This is a genomic window from Plasticicumulans lactativorans (genome assembly GCF_004341245.1).
Taxonomy (GTDB): Bacteria; Pseudomonadota; Gammaproteobacteria; order Competibacterales; family Competibacteraceae; genus Plasticicumulans_A; species Plasticicumulans_A lactativorans.
The window spans coordinates 30,899-49,222 of sequence record NZ_SLWY01000023.1 but is presented as its reverse complement, the minus strand read 5'-3'; the positions used below and the strand labels follow the sequence as shown (position 1 = coordinate 49,222).

Below are 18,324 nucleotides of genomic sequence, written 5' to 3'. Positions count from 1 at the left end.
CCGCGCGGCGACACCGCGCGCCGGGCGCGTGCACACCGTCGTTCGGCCGCCGGCGAGGCCTGCGGGGAGCGCGGTTGTGCGGGGCCGACGCTTGTGTAACTCTGCGCGTCGCGCGCCGGTCGGACCCGAAAACCGTCTTGCGGTGAGGTGCGAGGGCGAGCGCCGCGCGGTGCTGCACCGCGATCGCGCGGCGCCTCTAGAGGCGTCTACAACGATGACACGATTCGTGAGGAGTAACGATGGCTAACAGTAAGAAAGTCGCATTGGTCACGGGCGGCATGGGCGGCATCGGCAATGCGATCTGCGAAGCGCTCGGCAAGGCCGGGAACAAGGTGATCGCGACCTACACCGCCGACCGTGACGGGCGTGTCGCCAAGTGGCTGGACGACATGAAGTCCAAGGGCTACGACGTCGATGCGGTGCAGTGCGACGTGACCGACTGGGATTCCTGCGTGGCGATGGGCCAGAAGGTCGGCGCGGTCGACATCGTGGTCAACAACGCCGGCATCACCAAGGACGGCATGTTCAAGAAGCAGGACCGCGAGCGCTGGGACGCCGTGATGGGCACCAACCTCACCAGTTGCTTCAACGTCTGCAAGCAGTTCGTCGACGGCATGGTCGACCGTGGCTGGGGCCGCGTGATCAACATCTCGTCGATCAACGGCGTCAAGGGCCAGCTCGGCCAGACCAACTATTCGGCCGCCAAGGCCGGCATGCACGGCTTCACGATGGCCCTGGCGCAGGAAGTCGCCCGCAAGGGGGTCACCGTCAACACCATCTCGCCGGGCTACATCGGCACCGACATGGTGATGGCGATCAAGGAAGAGATCCGCAACTCGATCATCGCCGGCATCCCGGTCGGCCGCCTCGGCAAGCCGGAGGAGATCGGCGCCGCGGTCGCCTACATCGCCTCGGAAGACGCCGGCTTCATGACGGGTGCCAACCTGAACATCAACGGTGGCCAGCACACCCACTGAGGTCGCGTCCGGCGTAACGCCCGCGCACCACGAAGCCCCGCCGCCGCGGGGCTTTTGCTTTTCCCGCCGGGGCCGTGCGCGATCCGCCGCGCTCCGGCCCGTCCTGCGCCGGCCTCACCCGGGCCGCGGCCGGAGACCACGCCATGATCACGCTCGACGACATCCACAAGGCCCGTCGCCGCATCCGCGACACCCTCGCCGACACCCCCTGCTCGCGCGCCGTGCGCCTGAGCCGCGCGTTCGGCTGCGAGGTGTTCCTCAAGCTCGAGAACCTGCAGATGACCGGCTCGTTCAAGGTCCGTGGCGCGCTGTCGAAGATGCTGCTGCTGACCGAGGCCGAGCAGGCCGCCGGGGTCATCGCCGCCAGCGCCGGCAACCACGCGCAGGGGGTGGCCTACGCCGCGCAGCGCCTGGGCCTGCCGGCGACCATCGTGATGCCCGAGACCGCGCCGCTCGCCAAGGTGCGCGGGACGCAGGCCTTCGGCGCCACCGTGGTGCTCGCCGGCACCAGCTACGACGCCGCCTACGCGCGCGCGGTCGAGATCCAGCGCGAGACCGGCGCCACCTTCATCCACGCCTTCGACGACCCGGCGGTGATGGCCGGCCAGGGCAGCATCGGCCTCGAACTGCTCGAACAGCTGCGCGACGTCGATGCGGTGGTGGTACCGGTGGGCGGCGGCGGGCTCGCCGGCGGGGTGGCGACGGCGATCAAGGAGACCCGCCCGAGCATCCGCGTGATCGGCGTGCAGGCGGCGCGCATCCCCGGCATGCAGGCGAGCATCGCCGCCGGCCACGTCACCGTGCTGCCGCCCGCGGCGACCCTCGCCGACGGCATCGCGGTCGGCCGCGTCGGCGTGCACACCTTTCCGCAGGCCGCGCACTACCTCGACCGCATCGTCACCGTCGACGAGGAGGCGATCGCCCGCGCCATCCTGACGCTGCTGGAGGAGGAGAAGCTCCTCGCCGAAGGCGCCGGCGTGGTCGGCGTCGCCGCGCTGCAGAGCGGGGCGCTGCCCGAACTCGCCGGCAAGCGCGTGGTGGTGGTGGTCAGCGGCGGCAACATCGACACCATCGACCTGACCAAGATCGTCGAGCGCGGCCTGGAGCAGGACGGCCGGCTCGCGCGCCTGCGCGTGGTGGCGCCCGACCGCCCCGGCACCATCGCCGAGATCGCCGGCGTGCTCGCCGCGCAGCGCGCCAACATCCTGCAGATCCAGCAGAGCCGGCCGGCGGCCGACGTCGGGCTGCGCGAGGCCGAGATCGACCTCACCCTCGAAACCCGCGGCCACGCCCACGTCGCCGAGATCACCGCCGAGCTGCGCGCGCACGGCCTCACCGTCAAGTAGGCGCGCGGCCCGCCGCGGTCACGGCCGGGGCGGGTCGTCGGGGTGCGGGCAGAAGGCCGCGGTGCCGAGCAGCGTGGCGAGCGCCGCCGGCAGGTCGAGCGCGGGATCGGCGGCGAGCGCCGCGGCGGCGGCGTCGAGCAGCGGCGTGCCGGCGACGAGTGCTCCGACCAGCGCGTCGAGCCCGGCGTCGAGCGCGCGCTGCTCGACGCGCCCGTCGCGCCGCCACACCAGCACGGTCTCGGCGCGCGCGAGGTCGATGCCGTCGAACCTGACCGGATCGCGCTGGTGCGCGCGCCACAGCGCATCCACCGGGTGCGCGGCGTGCAGCAGGCGCAGCGCCGGGTGGGGGTGCAGGCGCAGCGCGGCGAGCCGCTCGGGCGCCAGGCCGGCGAGGGCCCCGGGGGCGAGCGCGGCGGCCTCGGCGGCGAACCAGGCCTCGTGGCGCGCCCATTCGAGCGCCGCGAGCGGCGCCAGGCAGGGCCAGTCGACGGCGATCGGGTGCGCCGCGAGCCAGTCCGGCCACTCGGCGCCCCAGGCCAGCAGCCAGGGCCGGCGCGGCGGACGCTCCGCGCTGAAGGCGAGCGCGAGCGCCGTGAAGCACGCCTCGCCGAGCATCCGGCGCAGCACCGGGAAGGCGGTTTCGAGGCCGGCGAGCAGCGTGCCGCGCACGCTGTTGCGGTGGACGGCAAGGCGCGCGGCCGGTGCCGACGCCCAGGCGCCGCCGGCGACGGCGGTTTCATCGAGCAGCGCCGGGGCGAGCGCGCGCTGGTCGTCGAGCAGGCTCATGCGGCCACCGTCGCGGCGCGCAGCGCGGCCTCGGCGCGCGTGGCCTCGGCGAGCAGCTCGGCGAGCGGCGGGATGCGGGTGTCGCGCTCCAGCAGCACCGGCACCGGGCCGCAGCGGCGCAGCGCCGCGTCGAGCAGCGCCCAGACGGGCTCGGCGACCGCCGCGCCGTGATCGTCGATCAGCAGCGTGGCCGCGCCCTCGCCGCAGGCCGCGTGGCCGGCGACGTGGATCTCGCCGACCGCGGCCGCGGGCAGCGCGGCGAGCCAGGCGAGCGGGTCGAAGCCGTGGTTGCACGCGCTCACGTAGACGTTGTTGACGTCGAGCAGCAGCCCGCAGCCGCTGCGGCGCACCACTTCGGCGAGGAAGTCCGGCTCGTCGTAGTCGCCCGCGGCGGCGAGGTAGGTCGACGGGTTCTCCAGCAGCAGCCGGCGGCCGAGCAGCGTCTGCGCGTGGTCGAGGTTGCGCACCACCACCGCGAGCGCCTCGGCGGTGTAGGGCAGCGGCAGCAGGTCCGGCAGGTAGTGGCCGTCGAGCCGGCACCAAGCCAGGTGCTCCGAGACCAGCCCCGGTTCGAGGCGCGCGTACAGCGCCCGCAGGCGCCGCAGGTGCTCGTCGTCGAGGCCCTGCGGCGAGCCCGGCGAGAGCCCGACGCCGTGGCAGGCGAGCGGCCGGTCGCGGCGGATGCGTTCGAGCGCGGCCAGGCGCGGGCCGCCGTCGCCGAGGTAGTTCTCGCTGTGCACCTCGACCCAGGCGACCGGCGGCCGGCCGTCGAGGAACTCGGCGACGTGCGGCGAGCGCAGGCCGATCCCGGCGCGCAGCGGGATCGCGCCGGCGGCGGCGCGGGCGGGCATCGCGGGCGGCCCGCTCACATCGCCTTGGGCATGCCCTTGCCGTCGAACGGGGCGAGCTTGCCGCCCAGCTTCTCGCAGGTCCCCGCGGGTGCGTACTTCCACTCCCGGCCGTCCAGCGCCACCGTGCTGTTGCCGGAGCACGCATGTGCCGCGGAGGCGCAGTCGTTCTCGCCGGCCTTGGCGATGCCGTAGCACTTCTCCTGCTCGGCGGCCTGCGCGGCGACCGGGGCGGCGAGCGCGCTGAGCGCGCCGGCGACGGCGGCGGCGAGGCTCAGGCTGTTGAGGGCGGTGCGGGACATGGGGCGATCTCCTCGGCCGGGGCCCGATGCCCCGTCAGCGCTACCTTACGCGACGGCGCCCGCGGCGGATGCCCCCGCGCCGGCCGGCATCCGCCTGCCGCGGTGCGGTTCAGGCGCGCGCGGCGAGTCGGTGGGCGCGGATCGCGAGCAGCGACAGCATGCCGAGGGCGGCGACGATCAGCACCATGCCGACCTGTTCGGCGCTGCTCGGCACCTCGCCGAGCAGCCACCAGGCCAAGGCCACGCTGAGCGCCGGCGTGGCGAGCGAGGTCAGCCCGGCGACCCCGGCGGAGAGGTGGCGCAGCGCGTACAGCCACAGCAGCCACGCCGAGGCGGTCGCGCACAGCGCGTTGAATGCGAGTGCGCCGAAGAAGTACGGCGTCGGCAGCAGCGGGCGCTGGTGCAGGAACGGCGTCACCACGCACAGCGCCAGCGCGCCGAACAGCATCTGCCAGGCGGTCATCGACAGCACGTCGAGCGGCGTGCGGGCCTGGATGCGCTTGGCGAGCACCGCGCTCAGCGCCCAGGTGAGCCCGGCCGCCAGCGGCAGCAGGCTGCCGGCACCGAGTGCGACGCGGCCGGCCGGGGCGATGATCAGCCCGAGCCCGAGCGCGGCGAACGCCACGGCCGCCCACTGCGCGCCGCGCACGCGCTCGCCGAGCAGCGGCCAGGCGAGCAGCAGCAGCCAGAACGGCATCGTGTAGGTGATCACCGCCGCCTTGCCGGCCCCGCCGTAGACCACCGCGAGCTGGATCAGCAGCGAGAACAGGCCCGTCTGCAGCAGCCCGAGCAGCATCAGTGGCGCCACCGGGCCCGGTCGCCACGGCTTGCCGAGCACGGCGAGCAGCCCGAACAGCGCCGCGGCGCCGAGCACCGTGCGCATCGCGGTGAAGTCGAAGGGGTCGACGTAGGCGATGACCTGCTTCATGACGATCCAGTTGAGGCCCCAGATCAGCGACAGCACGAGCAGGGCGAGCAGGGCGCGGGGTGTATGGGCGTGTGGCATGGCGGAGCATCCCGATGCAAGGTGCACGGCGGCCGTCGGCCCGGGTGAACCGACGGTATGCACGATTAGTTTATATAGAATACAAAAATAGTCGTTTTTGTCTACAATTTTGCATGGCTGCAACCGTGACGCATACCGCCGCGTCACGCAACCATCACCGTGCCGTCAACGGGTTGTCGCGGGGCGGGGCGATAGTGGCGGGCATGATGCCGACGCGCGCGAGCCCCGCTGCCGTGGCCGCGCGACCGCTCGCGGTCGCGCTGGTCACCGAAACCTTCGCCCCCGAGATCAACGGCGTGGCGATGACCCTCGGCCGCCTGGTCGACGGCCTGCTGGCGCGCGGCCACCGCGTGGAACTGCTGCGGCCGCGGCAGCGCCGCGACGAGGCGCCGGGCGTGACCGGCGCGCTCGCGGTGCAGCCGCTGCCCGGCTGGCGCCTGCCGATGTACCGCCAGCTGCAGTTCGGCCGGCCGGCGCCGCGGTGGCTGCTGGCGCGCTGGCGGGCCGCGCCGCCCGACCTGGTGCACATCGCCACCGAAGGGCCGCTGGGCGCATCGGCGCTGTTCGCCGCGCGCCGGCTCGGCCTGCCGGTGGTCGCCGGCTTCCACACCAACTTCCACGCCTACAGCCGGCATTACGGCTGGGCGGCGCTGGCGACGCCGATCCGCGCCTATCTGCGCGCCTTCCACCGCCGCTGCGACTGCACGCTGGCGCCGACCGAGGAGCTCGCGCGCGCGCTCGCCGCCGACGGCTTCGGCGCGATGCGGGTGCTCGGGCGCGGCATCGATACCGCGCTGTTCCACCCCGGGCGGCGCAGCGCCGCGCTGCGCGCCGAGTGGGGGCTCGGGCCGACCGACCCGGCGGTGCTGCACGTCGGCCGCTTCGCCCCCGAGAAGAACCTCGAGCTCGCGCTCGCCGCCTTCGCCGCGGTGCGGGCCGTGCGCCCCGGCGCGCGCCTGATCCTGGCCGGCGAAGGCCCGCTCGAAGCGCGCCTGCGCGCGCGGGTGCCCGCGGCGGTGTTCTGCGGACCGCTCGCCCCCGAGCGGCTGGCCGCGCATTACGCCTCGGCGGACCTGTTCGTGTTCCCGAGCCTCACCGAGACCTTCGGCAACGTCACGCTCGAAGCGATGGCGAGCGGCCTGCCGGTGCTCGCGTTCCGCTACGCGGCGGCCGCGCGCTTCATCGACGACGGCGTCAGCGGCTGCACGGTGCCGCCGGGCGACGCGGCGGCATTCGTCGCCTGCGCCGGCGCGCTCGCCGCCGACGACGAATGGCGCGAGCGCCTCGGGCGGGCGGCGCGCGCGGCGGTCGCACCCGCCGCCTGGGGGCGCGTGCTCGACGCGCTCGAAGCGATTTACGACGAGATCATCGACAGCGGAGGGCGCCACCATGAACGCACACGGCTTGCCGCCGGCGCGGATGCAGCGGCTGAGTGACTACGAACTCGCCTGGTGCCGGCGCTTCAACGGCGCCGCCCGGCGGCGTGCGGTGGAGCGCCTGTTCGCCGGCGTCAGCCGGCTCGGCGACGGGGTGTTCTGGTACGCGCTGATGGGCGTGATCGTCGCCTGCGAGGGCGCCGCCGGCGCCAGCGCCGTCGCCCGCATGCTGGTGGCCGGCGGCCTCGGCCTCGCCCTCTACAAGTGGCTGAAGCGGCGCACGGTGCGGCCGCGGCCGTGCGCACGCTCGGCGGCGATCAGCGTCACCGTGGCGCCGCTCGACGAGTTCAGCTTTCCCTCCGGCCACACGCTGCACGCCGTGGCCTTCACCACGGTCGCACTCGCCCACTACCCGGCGCTGGCCTGGCTGCTGCTGCCGTTCACGCTGCTGGTGGCCGCCTCGCGCCTGGTGCTCGGCTTGCACTATCCGAGCGACGTGCTGGCCGGCGCGCTGCTCGGCGGCGCGCTCGCGCGCACCGTGCTGGCGCTGTCATGACGGCCCGGCCGGTGGCTGAGAAGGTGTAAAAAAAGTTATTGCGTTGCAGCACGAGCGTGGTATGCTGCAACGCAACAGGAACCCAATCACCTCCAAACTGAGGAAACTGCCATGACCAAGCTCACCGTCCCCTCGCTCGAAGCCGTCGTCGCCCCGGTCGTCAGCGCCAACAAGCTGGCCGTCGCCAACCTCGAGAAGCTGACCGCCTTCCAGTTCGGCGTGCTGCGCAGCTACGCCGACCTCAGTGTCGCCCGTCTGAAGGCCGCCACCGACGTCACCGACGTCGACAGCCTGAAGGCGTTCGGCGAGAGCTCCGTCGAAGTCGCCAAGGAGCTGGGCGCCAAGGTCCAGGCCGACGCCAAGGCGCTGGCCGACCTGCTGGCCGGCTTCAAGGCCGAGTTCGACAAGCTCGCCAAGGTTGCCTGAACCTGCGCCGCGGCGCCCCGCGCGGGCGCCACGTGCCGATGAGCGACCGCCCGGCCCCGTGCCGGGCGGTTTCTTTTTGGGCGTCCGGCAGGCGGGCCGGGCTCAGTCGGGCAGTTCGACGCCGCGCCGGCGGCAGGCGGCGGTGAGGGTGTTGTGCAGCAGGCAGGCGATGGTCATCGGGCCGACGCCGCCGGGCACCGGGGTGATGTGGGCGGCGACCGTCACGGCCTCGGCGAAATCGACGTCGCCGGTCAGGCGGGCGCGCCCGTCGGGCAGCCCGATGCGGTTGATGCCGACGTCGATCACCGTCGCGCCGGGCTTGATCCAGTCGCCGCGGATCATGCCCGGCCGCCCGACCGCGGCGACCAGGATGTCGGCGCTGCGGCACAGCTCGGGCAGCGCGCGGGTGCGCGAGTGCGCCACGGTGACGGTGCAGTCCTCGCGCAGCAGCAGCTGCGCCATCGGCTTGCCGACGATGTTGGAGCGGCCGACCACGACGGCGTTGAGCCCGCGCAGGTCGCCGAGGCGGTCGCGCAGCAGCATCAGCGCACCGAGCGGGGTGCAGGGCACCAGGCCGAAGCCGTTGCCGGTGGCGAGCAGGCCGGCGTTGAGCGGGTGGAAGCCGTCGACGTCCTTGGCCGGGTCGATGGCGTTGAGGATGACGTCGGCGTCGATCTGCGCCGGCAGCGGCAGTTGCACGAGGATGCCGTCGACCGCGGGATCGTCGTTGAGGCGGCGCACCAGCGCGAGCAGTTCCGGCTGCGCGGTGTGGGCCGGCAGGCGGTGCTCGAACGAGATCATGCCGGCTTCGAGCGTCTGCGCCGCCTTGTTGCGCACGTAGACCTGGCTCGCCGGATCGTCGCCGACCAGCACGACGGCGAGCCCGGGGGTGAAACCTTCTTCTGCGACGAGCCGCGCGACGCGGCGGCCGATGTGGGCGCGCAACTGGGCCGCGAACGCCTTGCCGTCGATGATCTCTGCCATGGGGGTGTTCTCGTGGGCACGCGCGCCCTGCAGGCGCGCAAAGGGCGCATTCTACCCGCTCGGCGCGCCGCCGACGTGTCGCGGCGGGTGTCCGGTTGTGCCACTGCGGCGGCGCTGGCACTCTGGCCGCCCCAGGACCACCCCCCGGAAAACGGCTGCTCCATGTCCGACGACGCGCACTACATCCTCACCCTCGCGTGCCCCGACACCACCGGGATCGTCGCCGCGGTGTCGGGATTCCTGGCCGATAACGCCTGCAACATCGTCCAGGCCGCGCAGTTCGGCGACAGCCACAGCGGGCGCTTCTTCATGCGGGTGAGCTTCCTCGGCAGCCCGCTGCGACCCGACCGCGCCTCGCTGGCCGAGGCGTTCGCGCCGCTGGCGACGCGCTTCGCGATGGACTGGCACCTCTATGATCTCGCGCTGAAGCCGCGCATGGTGATCATGGTGTCGAAGTTCGGGCACTGCCTGAACGACCTGCTCTACCGCTACCGCGTCGGGGCGCTCAAGGTGGAGATCCCGGCGGTGATCTCCAACCACCGCGACTTCTACCAGCTGGTCGCCGGCTACAACATCCCGTTCCACTACCTGCCGATCATCAACGGCGACAAGGCCGCCCAGGAGGCGCGCGTCTACGAGGTGATCGAGCAGGAGCAGGCCGACCTGGTGGTGCTCGCGCGCTACATGCAGGTGCTGTCCGACGATCTCTGCCGCAAGCTCGCGGGCCGCGCGATCAACATCCACCACTCCTTCCTGCCGAGCTTCAAGGGCGCCAAGCCCTACCACCAGGCCTACGAGCGCGGGGTCAAGCGCATCGGCGCGACCGCGCACTACGTGACCTCCGACCTCGACGAGGGGCCGATCATCGAGCAGGAGGTGGCACCGGTGAGCCACGCGATGACGCCCGACGACTTCATCGCCGTCGGCCGCGACCTCGAAAGCGTGGTGCTGGCGCGTGCGGTCAAGGCGCACCTCGAACGGCGCGTGCTGCTGAACGGCCAGCGCACCATCGTCTTCGCCTGAGCCGCGGCCGCCGCGGCGCGCACGCTATAGTCTGCGCAGCTTCGAGGGCCGCAGCCGTGCCGCGTCCGTGACCGACCTCTCCACCGCCTTCGCCACCGCCCTGCGGCTGATCACGACGCTCGACGCGGCGCTGGTCGAGATCGTCACGCTGTCGCTGCGGGTGAGCTTCGGCGCGGTGCTGGTGGCCTGCGTGCTGGGGCTGCCGCTCGGTGCGGCGCTGGCGCTGGCGCGCTTCCCCGGCCGCCAGGCGCTGGTGGTGCTCGGCAACGCGCTGATGGGGCTGCCACCGGTGGTGGCGGGCCTCGTCGTCTACCTGCTGCTGTCGCGCGCCGGGCCGCTCGGCGAATTCGGGCTGCTGTTCACGCCGAGCGCGATGGTGATCGCGCAGGTCGTGCTGATCACGCCGATCATCGCCGCGCTCGCGCGGCAGGTGGTCGAGGATCTCTGGGCCAGCCTCGGCGAGCAGTTGCGCTCGCTCGGCGCCGGCCCGTGGCGGGCGGTGCCGACGCTGCTGTGGGAGGGGCGCTTCAGCCTGGTCACCGTGGTGCTGGCCGGGTTCGGCCGCTCCATCGCCGAAGTCGGCGCGGTGATCATCGTCGGCGGCAACATCGCCCACGTCACCCGCACCATGACGACCGCGATCGCGCTCGAAACCAGCCGCGGCGACCTGCCGCTCGCGCTGGGCCTGGGCTTCGTGCTGATGCTGCTGGCGGTGCTGGTGAACGGTGCGGCGTACTGGATACGGGATTTCGCCCGCGCGCGCGGAGGCTGAGCACGTGGCGATCCTGCCGCTCGCGCTCGCCGGGGTGCGCTTCGTGCGCGCCGGCGAGACCCTGCTCGGCCCACTCGACCTCGAACTCGGCGCCTGCGGCACCAGCGTCGTCATCGGCCCCAACGGCGCCGGCAAGAGCCTGCTGCTGCGCCTGTGCCACGGGCTGCTGGCGCCGAGCGCCGGGCGCGTGCGCTGGTGCGGCGCGGATGCCGGCAGCGCCGCGCAGCGCCAGGCGATGGTGTTCCAGCAGCCGGTGGTGCTGCGCCGCTCGGTGCTGGCGAACGTCGATTACGCGCTGGCGCTGCGCGGCCTGCCGCGGCGCGAGCGCCAGCGGCGCGCGGCCGAGGCGCTGGCGCTGGCCGGGCTCGAGGCGCTGGCGCGCCGTCCCGCGCACGTGCTGTCGGGGGGCGAGCGCCAGCGCCTCGCGCTCGCCCGCGTCTGGGCGCTGCGCCCCGAGGTGCTGTTCCTCGACGAGCCCACGGCGAGCCTCGACCCGGCGGCGACCGCCGCGGTGGAGGCGCTGATCGGCCGTTTCCGCCAGGCCGGCACGGTCGTCGTGATGACCACGCACGACCTCGGCCAGGCGCGCCGGCTCGCCGACGAGGTGCTGTTCCTCTACCGCGGACAGGTGCGCGAACGGGCCCCTGCCGCCGCTTTCTTCGCCGCGCCCGCGTGCGCCGAGGCACGGGCCTTCGTGCGCGGCGAGCTGCTGTGGTGACCGCGCCCGCGCGGTCCGCCGACCCACCCGACGAGAGGAGCCCCCGATGCGTTCGTTGATCCCGATGGACCTGCTGCGTCGCCTGACGCTGCTCGCCTGCGCCGCCGCGACCCTCGCCTGGGGCACGGCGGGGGCCGAGGAGCGCTTCATCACCGTGGCCTCGACCACCTCGACCGAGCAGTCGGGCCTGTTCGGCCACCTGCTGCCGCGCTTCACCGCGAAGACCGGCATCGCCGTGCGCGTGGTCGCCGTCGGCACCGGGCAGGCGATCCAGATCGCCGAGCGCGGCGACGCCGACGTGCTGTTCGTCCACCACACGCCGTCGGAGGAGAAGTTCGTCGCCGACGGCTTCGGCGTCAAACGCTACCCGGTGATGTACAACGACTTCGTGATCGTCGGGCCGAAGGCCGACCCGGCGGCGATCCGCGGCGGCAGCGACGCCGTCGCGGCGTTCGCCGGGATCGCCCGCGCGCAGGCGCCGTTCGCCTCGCGCGGCGACGACTCGGGCACGCACAAGGCCGAACTCGCACTGTGGAAGGCCGCGGCGGTGGACGTGAAGGCCGCCTCGGGGCAGTGGTACCGCGAAACCGGCTCGGGCATGGGCCCCACCCTCAACACCGCGGCCGGGCTCGGCGCCTACGCGCTCACCGACCGCGGCACCTGGGCGGCGTTCAAGAACCGCGGTGAGCTGGAGGTGCTGCTGGCGGGCGACCCGCGCCTGTTCAACCCCTACGGCATCATCCTGGTCAACCCCGCCCGCCACCCCCACGTGAAGGCGGCGGACGGCCAGGCCTTCATCGACTGGGTGATCTCGCCCGCGGGCCAGCAGGCGATCGCCGACTACAAGGTCGACGGTGAGCCGCTGTTCTTCCCCAACTACCGCCCCTGAGTCCGGGCGTGGCGCCGCTGCCCCTGCCGCGGGGCGCGGCGCCGCCCGTCCCCCCGCAGGTCCTCCGCAGCGCCCCGCGGCGGGCGAAATCCTGACCTGCATCAACGGCGCACGCGTTGCCGCGACGACGGGCGCGACAGCTCCGCGATGGTGCACTACGTTCGTTCGCAAACACCCGTGCGGGAACGCGGCCGGGGGCGTTGCCGTGCGCCGGTGCGACCGCGCCGGCGATGCCGGGGCCGTGACCCGCGCGCATCGGGGGGCCGGGCCGTTGCGTCGCGGTGCCGGCCGCGCCGGAAGGCGAGGAGGGGCGTGATGGGCTGGCCAGTGATCGAGAAACCCCGCGGCCTCGCCGGGCCGGCTCCCAACCTGGCCGACTACGCGGCGGCGCGGGCGGGCTTTTCCTGGGAGGCGGCCCGCCGCGAACTCGACGGCCTGCCGGGTGGCGCCGGGCTCAACATCGCCCACGAGGCGGTGGACCGCCACGCCGCCGGGCCGCGCCGCGAGCACCTCGCGCTGCGCTGGCTCGGCGCCGACGGCCGCGTCGAGGATTTCAGCTACGGCCGGCTCGCCGCGCTCAGCAACCGTTTCGCCAACGCGCTGCAGGCGCTCGGCGTGCGCCGGGGCGAGCGGGTGTTCGTGCTCACCGGGCGCATCCCGGCGCTCTACATCGCCGCGCTCGGCAGCTGGAAGGCGGGCGCGGTGTTCTGCCCGCTGTTCTCGGCCTTTGGCCCCGAGCCGATCCTGGCGCGCATGGGCATCGGCGACGCCCGCGTGCTGGTGACCACCGCGCCCCAGTACCGGCTGAAGATCGCCGGGCTGCGCGAGCGCCTGCCCGGCCTGCGGCACGTGCTGCTGGCCGGCGCGCGCGACGAGGCCAGCGCGCTGCCCGGCACGCTCGATTTCCAGGCGGCGCTCGACGGCGCCGCGGACACCTTCACGATCGCCCCCACCGAGCCCGAGGACTGGGCGCTGCTGCACTTCACCAGCGGCACCACCGGCAGGCCCAAGGGCGCGATCCACGTCCACGGCGCGGTGCTGGTGCACCACCTGACCGGCCGCTACGCGCTCGACCTGCACCCCGACGACGTGTTCTGGTGCACCGCCGATCCCGGCTGGGTCACCGGCACCTCGTACGGGATCATCGCGCCGCTGTGCAGCGGCGTGACCAGCATCGTCGACCAGGACGAGTTCGACGCCGAGCGCTGGTACCACATCCTCGCGGCGCAGCGCGTCAACGTCTGGTACACCGCGCCGACCGCGATCCGCATGCTGATGAAGGTGGGCACCGAGGCGGTGCGCGGCCACGACCTCGCGTCGCTGCGCTTCCTCGCCAGCGTCGGCGAGCCGCTGAACCCCGAGGCCGTGGTGTGGGGCAACGAGGCCTTCGGGCGTCCCTTTCACGACAACTGGTGGCAGACCGAGACCGGCGGAATCATGATCGCCAACTACGCCGCGATGCCGATCAAGCCCGGCTCGATGGGGCGCCCGCTGCCCGGCGTCGAGGCGGCGATCGTGCGCCATCGCGACGGCGGCCTCGAGGTCGTCGACGCGCCCGACACCCAGGGCGAGCTCGCGCTGCGCCCCGGCTGGCCGTCGATGTTCCGCGGCTACCTGAACGAGGACGAGCGCTACCGCAGGTGCTTCGCCGACGGCTGGTACCTGACCGGCGACCTGGCCCGGCGCGACGCCGACGGCTACTACTGGTTCGTCGGCCGCGCCGACGACGTGATCAAGTCCGCCGGCCACCTGATCGGCCCCTTCGAGGTGGAAAGCGCGCTGATGGAGCACCCGGCCGTGGCCGAGGCCGGCGTGATCGGCGTGCCCGAGCCGGTGGCCGGCGAGGTGGTCAAGGCCTTCGTCGTGCTGCGCCCCGGCGTCGTGCAGGACGAGGCCCTGCGCCGCGGGCTGCTGGGCTTCGCGCGCAAGCGCCTGGGGGCGGTGGCGCCGCGCGAGATCGATTTCCGCGCGGCCCTGCCGAAGACACGCAGCGGCAAGATCATGCGCCGGCTGCTGAAGGCGCGCGAACTCGGCCTGCCCGAGGGCGACCTGTCGACGCTCGAGGAGGACGAACGGCGATGAACGACGTGGCGCACGATGAACACCGGCGGCAGCTGCTGCGCGAGATGCTGCGCATCCGCCGCTTCGAGGAGAAGTCGGCCGAGCTGTACACGCAGGAGAAGATCCGCGGCTTCATGCACCTGTACGTCGGCGAGGAGGCGGTGGCGGTGGGGACGCTGCAGGCGCTCGACGCCGACGACGCCGTGGTCTCCACCTACCGCGAGCACGGCCACGCGCTGGTGCGGGGCATCCCGGCGCGGGCGGTGATGGCGGAGATGTACGGCCGCCAGGAGGGGTGCAGCCGCGGGCGCGGCGGCTCGATGCACATCTTCGACGCGGCGACGCGCTTCTGCGGCGGCAACGCCATCGTCGGCGGCGGCCTGCCGCTGGCGGTGGGGCTCGCGCTCGCCGACAAGCTGCAGGGGCGTGCGCGCGTCAGCGCCTGCCTGTTCGGCGACGGCGCGGTGGCCGAGGGCGAGTTCCACGAGTCGCTGAACCTGGCCGCGCTGTGGAAGCTGCCGGTGCTGTTCCTGTGCGAGAACAACTTCTACGCGATGGGCACGGCGCTGGCCCGCGCCCAGTCGCAGCCCGACCTGCACCTGAAGGCCGCGAGCTACGCGCTCGGCGCCGAGGTCGTCGACGGCATGGACGTGCTCGCCGTCGAGGCGGCCACGCGGCGGGCGGCGCAGGCGGTGCGCGGCGGTGGCGGGCCGTACTTCCTGGAGCTGCGCACCTACCGCTTCAGTGCCCACTCGATGTTCGACGCGCAGCTCTACCGCGACAAGGCCGAGGTCGAGGACTGGCGCCGGCGCGACCCGATCGTGCTGTTCGAGCGGCAGCTGCGCGCGGCGGGGGTGCTCGACGACGCCACGCTGGCGCGGATGGAGGCGGAGATCGCGGCCGAGATCGCCGCGGCCGTCGCCTTCGCCGAGGCCGGCAGCTGGGAGCCGGTCGAGGACCTGACGCGCTTCGTCTACAGCGAGGGCCCGGCGCCATGAGCACGGTCACCACCACCTACCGTGAGGCGATCCGCGAGGCGATCCGCGAAGCCCTGCGCCGCGACCCGCGGGTGTTCCTGATGGGCGAGGACGTCGGCGCCTACGGCGGCTGCTTCGCGGTCAGCAAGGGCCTGCTCGACGAGTTCGGCCCCGAGCGCATCCGCGACACGCCGCTGTCGGAGTCGGCCTTCGTCGGCGCGGGGATCGGCGCGGCGCTGGGCGGCATGCGCCCGATCGTCGAGATCATGACGGTCAACTTCAGCCTGCTCGCGCTCGACCAGATCCTCAACAACGCCGCCACGCTGCTGCACATGTCCGGCGGCCAGTTCAACGTGCCGCTGGTGATCCGCATGACCACCGGCGGCGGGCGCCAGCTCGCCGCGCAGCATTCGCACAGCCTCGAAGGCTGGTACGCGCACATCCCCGGCCTGCGGGTGCTGGCGCCGGCGACGCTGGAGGACGCGCGCGGCATGCTGTGGAGCGCGCTCGAGGACCCCGACCCGGTGCTGATCTTCGAGCACGCGCTGCTCTACAACCAGGCCGGCACGCTGCCGGCCGACGCCGGCGCGGTCGACATCCGCCGCGCCCGGGTGCGCCGGCCGGGGCGCGACGTGAGCCTGATCACCTACGGCGGCAGCCTGCCGAAGACGCTGGAGGCGGCCGGGCGCCTCGCCGCCGAGGGCATCGACGCCGAGGTGATCGACCTGCGCAGCCTGCGCCCGCTCGACGACGCGACGATCCTGGCCTCGGTGGCGGCGACGCGCCGCGCGGTGATCGTCGACGAGGGCTGGCGCAGCGGCAGCCTCGCCGCCGAGATCAGCGCGCGGATCATGGAGAACGCCTTCTACGAGCTCGACGCGCCGGTGGCGCGCGTGTGCAGCGCCGAAGTGCCGATGCCCTACGCGCGCCACCTCGAACAGGCGGCGCTGCCGCAGGCGGACACCGTGATCCGCGTCGCCCGCGGGCTGGTGCGGGGCGATGGCTGAGTTCCGCATGCCCTCGCTCGGCTCCGACATGGAGGCGGGCACGCTGCTGGAGTGGCGGATCGCCCCCGGCGACGCGGTCAGCCGCGGCGACGTGGTCGCCGTCGTCGACACCTTCAAGGGGGCGATCGACGTGGAGATCTTCGAGACCGGCGTGGTCGAGGAGATCCTCGTCCCGGTCGGCGAGAAGGTGCCGGTGGGCACGCCGCTGGCGCGCCTGCGCGTCGAGGGCGAGCCTGCCGCCGCCCCGGTCGCTGCCGCGCCCGCGGCGCCCGTGCCCGCAGCGGCGGCCGTGGCGCCGCCCGCCGCCGTCCCCGCGCCGGGCGGACGGCTGCGCGCATCGCCGGCGGCGCGCCAGCGCGCCGCCGCGGCCGGCATCGACCTCGCCACGCTGCGCGGCAGCGGGCCGCAGGGCGCGCTGACCCTCGCCGACGTCGAGCGCGCCATCGCCGTCCGTCCTGCCGCGCGGGCGATGGCACCGGCCGAGCGCCTCGCCGGCATGCGCCAGGCGATCGCCGCGGCGATGCTGCGCTCGAAGCGCGAGATCCCGCACTACTACCTCGGTACCACCCTCGACATGGCGCGCGCGCTGGCGTGGCTGGAAGAGGAGAACGCGCGCCGCCCGGTCACCGGGCGCCTGCTCGCCGGCGTGCTGCTGCTGAAGGCGGTGGCGCTGGCGCTGCGCCAGGCGCCCGAACTCAACGGGCACTGGCTCGACGGCGGCTTCCGGCCGGGGAGCGGCATCCACGTCGGCACCGCCATCGCGCTGCGCGGCGGCGGCCTGGTCGCCCCGGCGCTGCACGCCGCCGACGCCGCGACGCCGGATCAGCTGATGGCGGAGCTGCGCCAGCTCGTGCAGCGGGCCCGCGCGGGCTCGCTGCGCAGCTCCGAACTGGCGGACGCCACGATCACCGTCACCAGCCTCGGCGAGCAGGGCGTGGACACGGTGTACGGCATCATCCACCCGCCGCAGGTGGCGCTGGTCGGCTTCGGCCGTATCGCCGAGCGGCCCTGGGTGGTCGACGGCCGCGTCGTCGCCCGGCCGCTGCTGCAGGCGACGCTGTCCGCCGACCACCGCGCCAGCGACGGGCACCGCGGCGCCCGCTTCCTGGCGCTCGTCGAAAGCCTGCTGCAGGAGCCCGAGACGCTATGAGCGACACCCCGATCCGCGACACCGTGCTGCGTGCCCTCGGCGAGGCGGTGCCCGACGCCGACGTCGGCCACCTCGACCCCGACCGGCGCCTGCGCGACCAGCTCGACTACTTCGACTCGATCGACTTCCTCAATTTCGTCGAGGGCCTGCACAAGGCATTCAACCTCGACATCCCCGAGCGCGACTACCCGCAGCTCGCGACCCTCGCGGGCTGCATCGACTACCTGCAGACGCGGCTCGCCGCGCGCTGACCCGGCGCGCGCGGCACTCCGGCCGCAGCACCCTGCGGCGGGCGGCGCTGCTCAGGCGACGACGGGCCGGTTCTCCGGGTGGAAGCCCAGGCGGGCGGACAGCTTGTCGCCGGCCTGGCGGATCGTCGAGATCCACGCTTCCCGGCGGCGCTCGATGGGGGCCGATACCGAGATGCCGGCGACGATGTGGTTGGTGCTGTCGCGCACCGGCACACCGATGCAGCCGACGCCGAGCTCGGCTTCCTGGTCGTCGAGCGCGAAGCCCTGCTGCAGCGAGCCTTTGACCGCCCGCCACAACTGGGTGGCGTCGGCGATCGAGTGCGGCGTGTTGGGCGGCAGCCCCGTGCGCGCGGCGTATTCGAGGCAGGCCTCGGCACCGCCCTCGGCCAGGAACAGCTTGCCCACGGCGGTCACGTGCAGCGGCGAACGGCCGCCGATCACCTGCTCGACGCGCATCATGCGGTTGGGCGTCACGCGCTCGACGTACACCACTTCGTCGCCCTCGCGCACGATCAGGTTCACCGTTTCCCCGGTCTCGTTGCGCAGCCATTCCATGATCGGGCGCGCCTCGCGGCGAATGTCCAGCCGCCCCTGCACGCGCGATCCGAGCTGCAGGAGCTTCACGCCGAGGCGGTAGTGCCCGGACGAACTACGCTCCACGAAGCCGTGCTCGGACAACGAGGCCAGGATGCGGAACGCCGTCGAGGGATGCAGGCCGGTTTCGGCGGAGAGCACCTTGAGGCTGACCGGGTTGTTGCTCGCGGCGATGGCATCCAGCAGGCGAGCGAGGCGATCGATGACCTGAATCGACGAAGTGGTGTGATTGACCATGGCGCTCCGCGGTCCCCGTGCAGTCCGAGTGGAGAAAA

The 18,324-nt window shown here is 73.6% G+C and carries 20 protein-coding genes; 14 read left to right on the top strand and 6 right to left on the bottom strand.

All coding sequences use genetic code 11. From position 1 onward, the window contains the following. The first annotated feature begins 239 nt into the window (after positions 1-239). On the top strand, positions 240-977 hold the full coding sequence (gene phbB / locus EV699_RS17450) for an acetoacetyl-CoA reductase (RefSeq protein ID WP_132545179.1): 738 nt from the start codon (positions 240-242) through the stop codon (positions 975-977). Positions 978-1,120: 143 nt separating this feature from the next. Beyond that, the gene (gene ilvA, locus EV699_RS17445) at positions 1,121-2,323 is read left to right on the top strand and encodes a threonine ammonia-lyase (RefSeq protein ID WP_132545177.1); all 1,203 of its coding nucleotides are present in this window, start codon (positions 1,121-1,123) and stop codon (positions 2,321-2,323) included. A gap of 18 nt (positions 2,324-2,341) precedes the next feature. On the opposite strand, the gene EV699_RS17440 is transcribed toward ilvA, so the two are convergent. From EV699_RS17440 to EV699_RS17425, 4 genes are all read right to left on the bottom strand, one after another. Continuing rightward, the gene (locus tag EV699_RS17440; protein WP_132545175.1) at positions 2,342-3,109 is read right to left on the bottom strand and encodes an HvfC/BufC N-terminal domain-containing protein; all 768 of its coding nucleotides are present in this window, start codon (positions 3,107-3,109) and stop codon (positions 2,342-2,344) included. Continuing rightward, the gene (gene bufB / locus EV699_RS17435) at positions 3,106-3,960 is read right to left on the bottom strand and encodes an MNIO family bufferin maturase (protein ID WP_132545173.1); all 855 of its coding nucleotides are present in this window, start codon (positions 3,958-3,960) and stop codon (positions 3,106-3,108) included. The genes EV699_RS17440 and bufB overlap by 4 nt, the downstream gene beginning before the upstream one ends. Before the next feature lie 14 nt (positions 3,961-3,974). Continuing rightward, entirely contained in the window at positions 3,975-4,259 is a 285-nt protein-coding gene (locus tag EV699_RS17430; protein ID WP_132545171.1) for a BufA1 family periplasmic bufferin-type metallophore, read from the bottom strand. Positions 4,260-4,368: 109 nt separating this feature from the next. Then, entirely contained in the window at positions 4,369-5,265 is an 897-nt protein-coding gene (locus EV699_RS17425; protein ID WP_165904193.1) for a DMT family transporter, read from the bottom strand. A 203-nt stretch (positions 5,266-5,468) separates the two neighbouring features. Here EV699_RS17425 and EV699_RS17420 point away from each other — a divergent pair, with 203 nt between their 5' ends. The 3 genes from EV699_RS17420 to EV699_RS17410 all read left to right on the top strand — a co-directional run bounded on the left by EV699_RS17420 (position 5,469) and on the right by EV699_RS17410 (position 7,623). Then, positions 5,469-6,701 (top strand): glycosyltransferase family 4 protein, encoded by a 1,233-nt coding sequence (locus EV699_RS17420; protein ID WP_165904192.1) that lies wholly within the window; start codon positions 5,469-5,471, stop codon positions 6,699-6,701. Beyond that, the gene (locus EV699_RS17415; protein WP_132545219.1) at positions 6,670-7,197 is read left to right on the top strand and encodes a phosphatase PAP2 family protein; all 528 of its coding nucleotides are present in this window, start codon (positions 6,670-6,672) and stop codon (positions 7,195-7,197) included. The genes EV699_RS17420 and EV699_RS17415 overlap by 32 nt, the downstream gene beginning before the upstream one ends. Positions 7,198-7,308: 111 nt before the next feature. Then, positions 7,309-7,623 carry a phasin family protein gene (locus EV699_RS17410; RefSeq protein WP_132545167.1) on the top strand — a complete coding sequence of 105 codons (315 nt, stop codon included), beginning with the start codon at positions 7,309-7,311 and terminating at the stop codon, positions 7,621-7,623. A 102-nt stretch (positions 7,624-7,725) separates the two neighbouring features. Here EV699_RS17410 and folD read toward each other — a convergent pair whose 3' ends face one another. Continuing rightward, positions 7,726-8,607 carry a bifunctional methylenetetrahydrofolate dehydrogenase/methenyltetrahydrofolate cyclohydrolase FolD gene (gene folD / locus EV699_RS17405; protein ID WP_132545165.1) on the bottom strand — a complete coding sequence of 294 codons (882 nt, stop codon included), beginning with the start codon at positions 8,605-8,607 and terminating at the stop codon, positions 7,726-7,728. Positions 8,608-8,769: 162 nt separating this feature from the next. Here folD and purU point away from each other — a divergent pair, with 162 nt between their 5' ends. The 9 genes from purU (at position 8,770) to EV699_RS17360 (ending at position 17,455) form a co-directional block, all read left to right on the top strand. Then, a complete protein-coding gene (gene purU / locus EV699_RS17400; protein WP_132545163.1) occupies positions 8,770-9,630 on the top strand; it encodes a formyltetrahydrofolate deformylase in 861 nt (286 codons plus the stop codon). A gap of 67 nt (positions 9,631-9,697) precedes the next feature. After that, entirely contained in the window at positions 9,698-10,402 is a 705-nt protein-coding gene (locus tag EV699_RS17395; RefSeq protein ID WP_132545161.1) for an ABC transporter permease, read from the top strand. 4 nt (positions 10,403-10,406) lie between these two features. Next, positions 10,407-11,120 carry an ATP-binding cassette domain-containing protein gene (locus EV699_RS17390; protein WP_132545159.1) on the top strand — a complete coding sequence of 238 codons (714 nt, stop codon included), beginning with the start codon at positions 10,407-10,409 and terminating at the stop codon, positions 11,118-11,120. Positions 11,121-11,184: 64 nt separating this feature from the next. Beyond that, positions 11,185-12,009: an ABC transporter substrate-binding protein gene (locus EV699_RS17385; protein WP_132545217.1), complete on the top strand. Its 825-nt coding sequence runs from the start codon at positions 11,185-11,187 to the stop codon at positions 12,007-12,009. A gap of 315 nt (positions 12,010-12,324) precedes the next feature. Next, positions 12,325-14,091 (top strand): acetate--CoA ligase, encoded by a 1,767-nt coding sequence (gene acsA / locus EV699_RS17380; RefSeq protein WP_132545157.1) that lies wholly within the window; start codon positions 12,325-12,327, stop codon positions 14,089-14,091. Continuing rightward, the gene (gene pdhA / locus EV699_RS17375; protein WP_132545155.1) at positions 14,088-15,068 is read left to right on the top strand and encodes a pyruvate dehydrogenase (acetyl-transferring) E1 component subunit alpha; all 981 of its coding nucleotides are present in this window, start codon (positions 14,088-14,090) and stop codon (positions 15,066-15,068) included. The genes acsA and pdhA overlap by 4 nt, the downstream gene beginning before the upstream one ends. Continuing rightward, positions 15,065-16,054, top strand: a complete 990-nt coding sequence (locus EV699_RS17370) for an alpha-ketoacid dehydrogenase subunit beta (RefSeq protein ID WP_132545153.1) — start codon at positions 15,065-15,067, stop codon at positions 16,052-16,054. Before pdhA ends, EV699_RS17370 begins: the two co-directional genes overlap by 4 nt. Next, positions 16,047-17,204 carry a dihydrolipoamide acetyltransferase family protein gene (locus EV699_RS20460; protein ID WP_132545151.1) on the top strand — a complete coding sequence of 386 codons (1,158 nt, stop codon included), beginning with the start codon at positions 16,047-16,049 and terminating at the stop codon, positions 17,202-17,204. The genes EV699_RS17370 and EV699_RS20460 overlap by 8 nt, the downstream gene beginning before the upstream one ends. After that, entirely contained in the window at positions 17,201-17,455 is a 255-nt protein-coding gene (locus EV699_RS17360) for an acyl carrier protein (protein ID WP_132545149.1), read from the top strand. The genes EV699_RS20460 and EV699_RS17360 overlap by 4 nt, the downstream gene beginning before the upstream one ends. Before the next feature lie 51 nt (positions 17,456-17,506). Here the strand turns inward: EV699_RS17360 and EV699_RS17355 are convergent, their stop codons facing one another. Then, complete coding sequence (locus EV699_RS17355; protein ID WP_132545147.1) at positions 17,507-18,286, bottom strand: IclR family transcriptional regulator; 780 nt, start codon at positions 18,284-18,286, stop codon at positions 17,507-17,509. Positions 18,287-18,324: the final 38 nt, after the last annotated feature.

What these genes read in the sequence shown, in the direction of transcription:
- acsA (WP_132545157.1), top strand. Translation starts at nt 12,325, where the DNA reads ATGGGCTGGCCAGTGATCGAGAAACCCCGCGGCCTCGCCGGGCCGGCT.
- EV699_RS17370 (WP_132545153.1), top strand. Translation starts at nt 15,065, where the DNA reads ATGAGCACGGTCACCACCACCTACCGTGAGGCGATCCGCGAGGCGATC.
- EV699_RS17385 (WP_132545217.1), top strand. Translation starts at nt 11,185, where the DNA reads ATGGACCTGCTGCGTCGCCTGACGCTGCTCGCCTGCGCCGCCGCGACC.
- folD (WP_132545165.1), bottom strand. Translation starts at nt 8,607, where the DNA reads ATGGCAGAGATCATCGACGGCAAGGCGTTCGCGGCCCAGTTGCGCGCC.
- pdhA (WP_132545155.1), top strand. Translation starts at nt 14,088, where the DNA reads ATGAACGACGTGGCGCACGATGAACACCGGCGGCAGCTGCTGCGCGAG.
- EV699_RS17430 (WP_132545171.1), bottom strand. Translation starts at nt 4,259, where the DNA reads ATGTCCCGCACCGCCCTCAACAGCCTGAGCCTCGCCGCCGCCGTCGCC.
- phbB (WP_132545179.1), top strand. Translation starts at nt 240, where the DNA reads ATGGCTAACAGTAAGAAAGTCGCATTGGTCACGGGCGGCATGGGCGGC.
- EV699_RS17420 (WP_165904192.1), top strand. Translation starts at nt 5,469, where the DNA reads ATGATGCCGACGCGCGCGAGCCCCGCTGCCGTGGCCGCGCGACCGCTC.
- EV699_RS17425 (WP_165904193.1), bottom strand. Translation starts at nt 5,265, where the DNA reads ATGCCACACGCCCATACACCCCGCGCCCTGCTCGCCCTGCTCGTGCTG.
- EV699_RS17360 (WP_132545149.1), top strand. Translation starts at nt 17,201, where the DNA reads ATGAGCGACACCCCGATCCGCGACACCGTGCTGCGTGCCCTCGGCGAG.
- bufB (WP_132545173.1), bottom strand. Translation starts at nt 3,960, where the DNA reads ATGCCCGCCCGCGCCGCCGCCGGCGCGATCCCGCTGCGCGCCGGGATC.
- ilvA (WP_132545177.1), top strand. Translation starts at nt 1,121, where the DNA reads ATGATCACGCTCGACGACATCCACAAGGCCCGTCGCCGCATCCGCGAC.
- EV699_RS17440 (WP_132545175.1), bottom strand. Translation starts at nt 3,109, where the DNA reads ATGAGCCTGCTCGACGACCAGCGCGCGCTCGCCCCGGCGCTGCTCGAT.
- purU (WP_132545163.1), top strand. Translation starts at nt 8,770, where the DNA reads ATGTCCGACGACGCGCACTACATCCTCACCCTCGCGTGCCCCGACACC.
- EV699_RS20460 (WP_132545151.1), top strand. Translation starts at nt 16,047, where the DNA reads ATGGCTGAGTTCCGCATGCCCTCGCTCGGCTCCGACATGGAGGCGGGC.
- EV699_RS17410 (WP_132545167.1), top strand. Translation starts at nt 7,309, where the DNA reads ATGACCAAGCTCACCGTCCCCTCGCTCGAAGCCGTCGTCGCCCCGGTC.
- EV699_RS17355 (WP_132545147.1), bottom strand. Translation starts at nt 18,286, where the DNA reads ATGGTCAATCACACCACTTCGTCGATTCAGGTCATCGATCGCCTCGCT.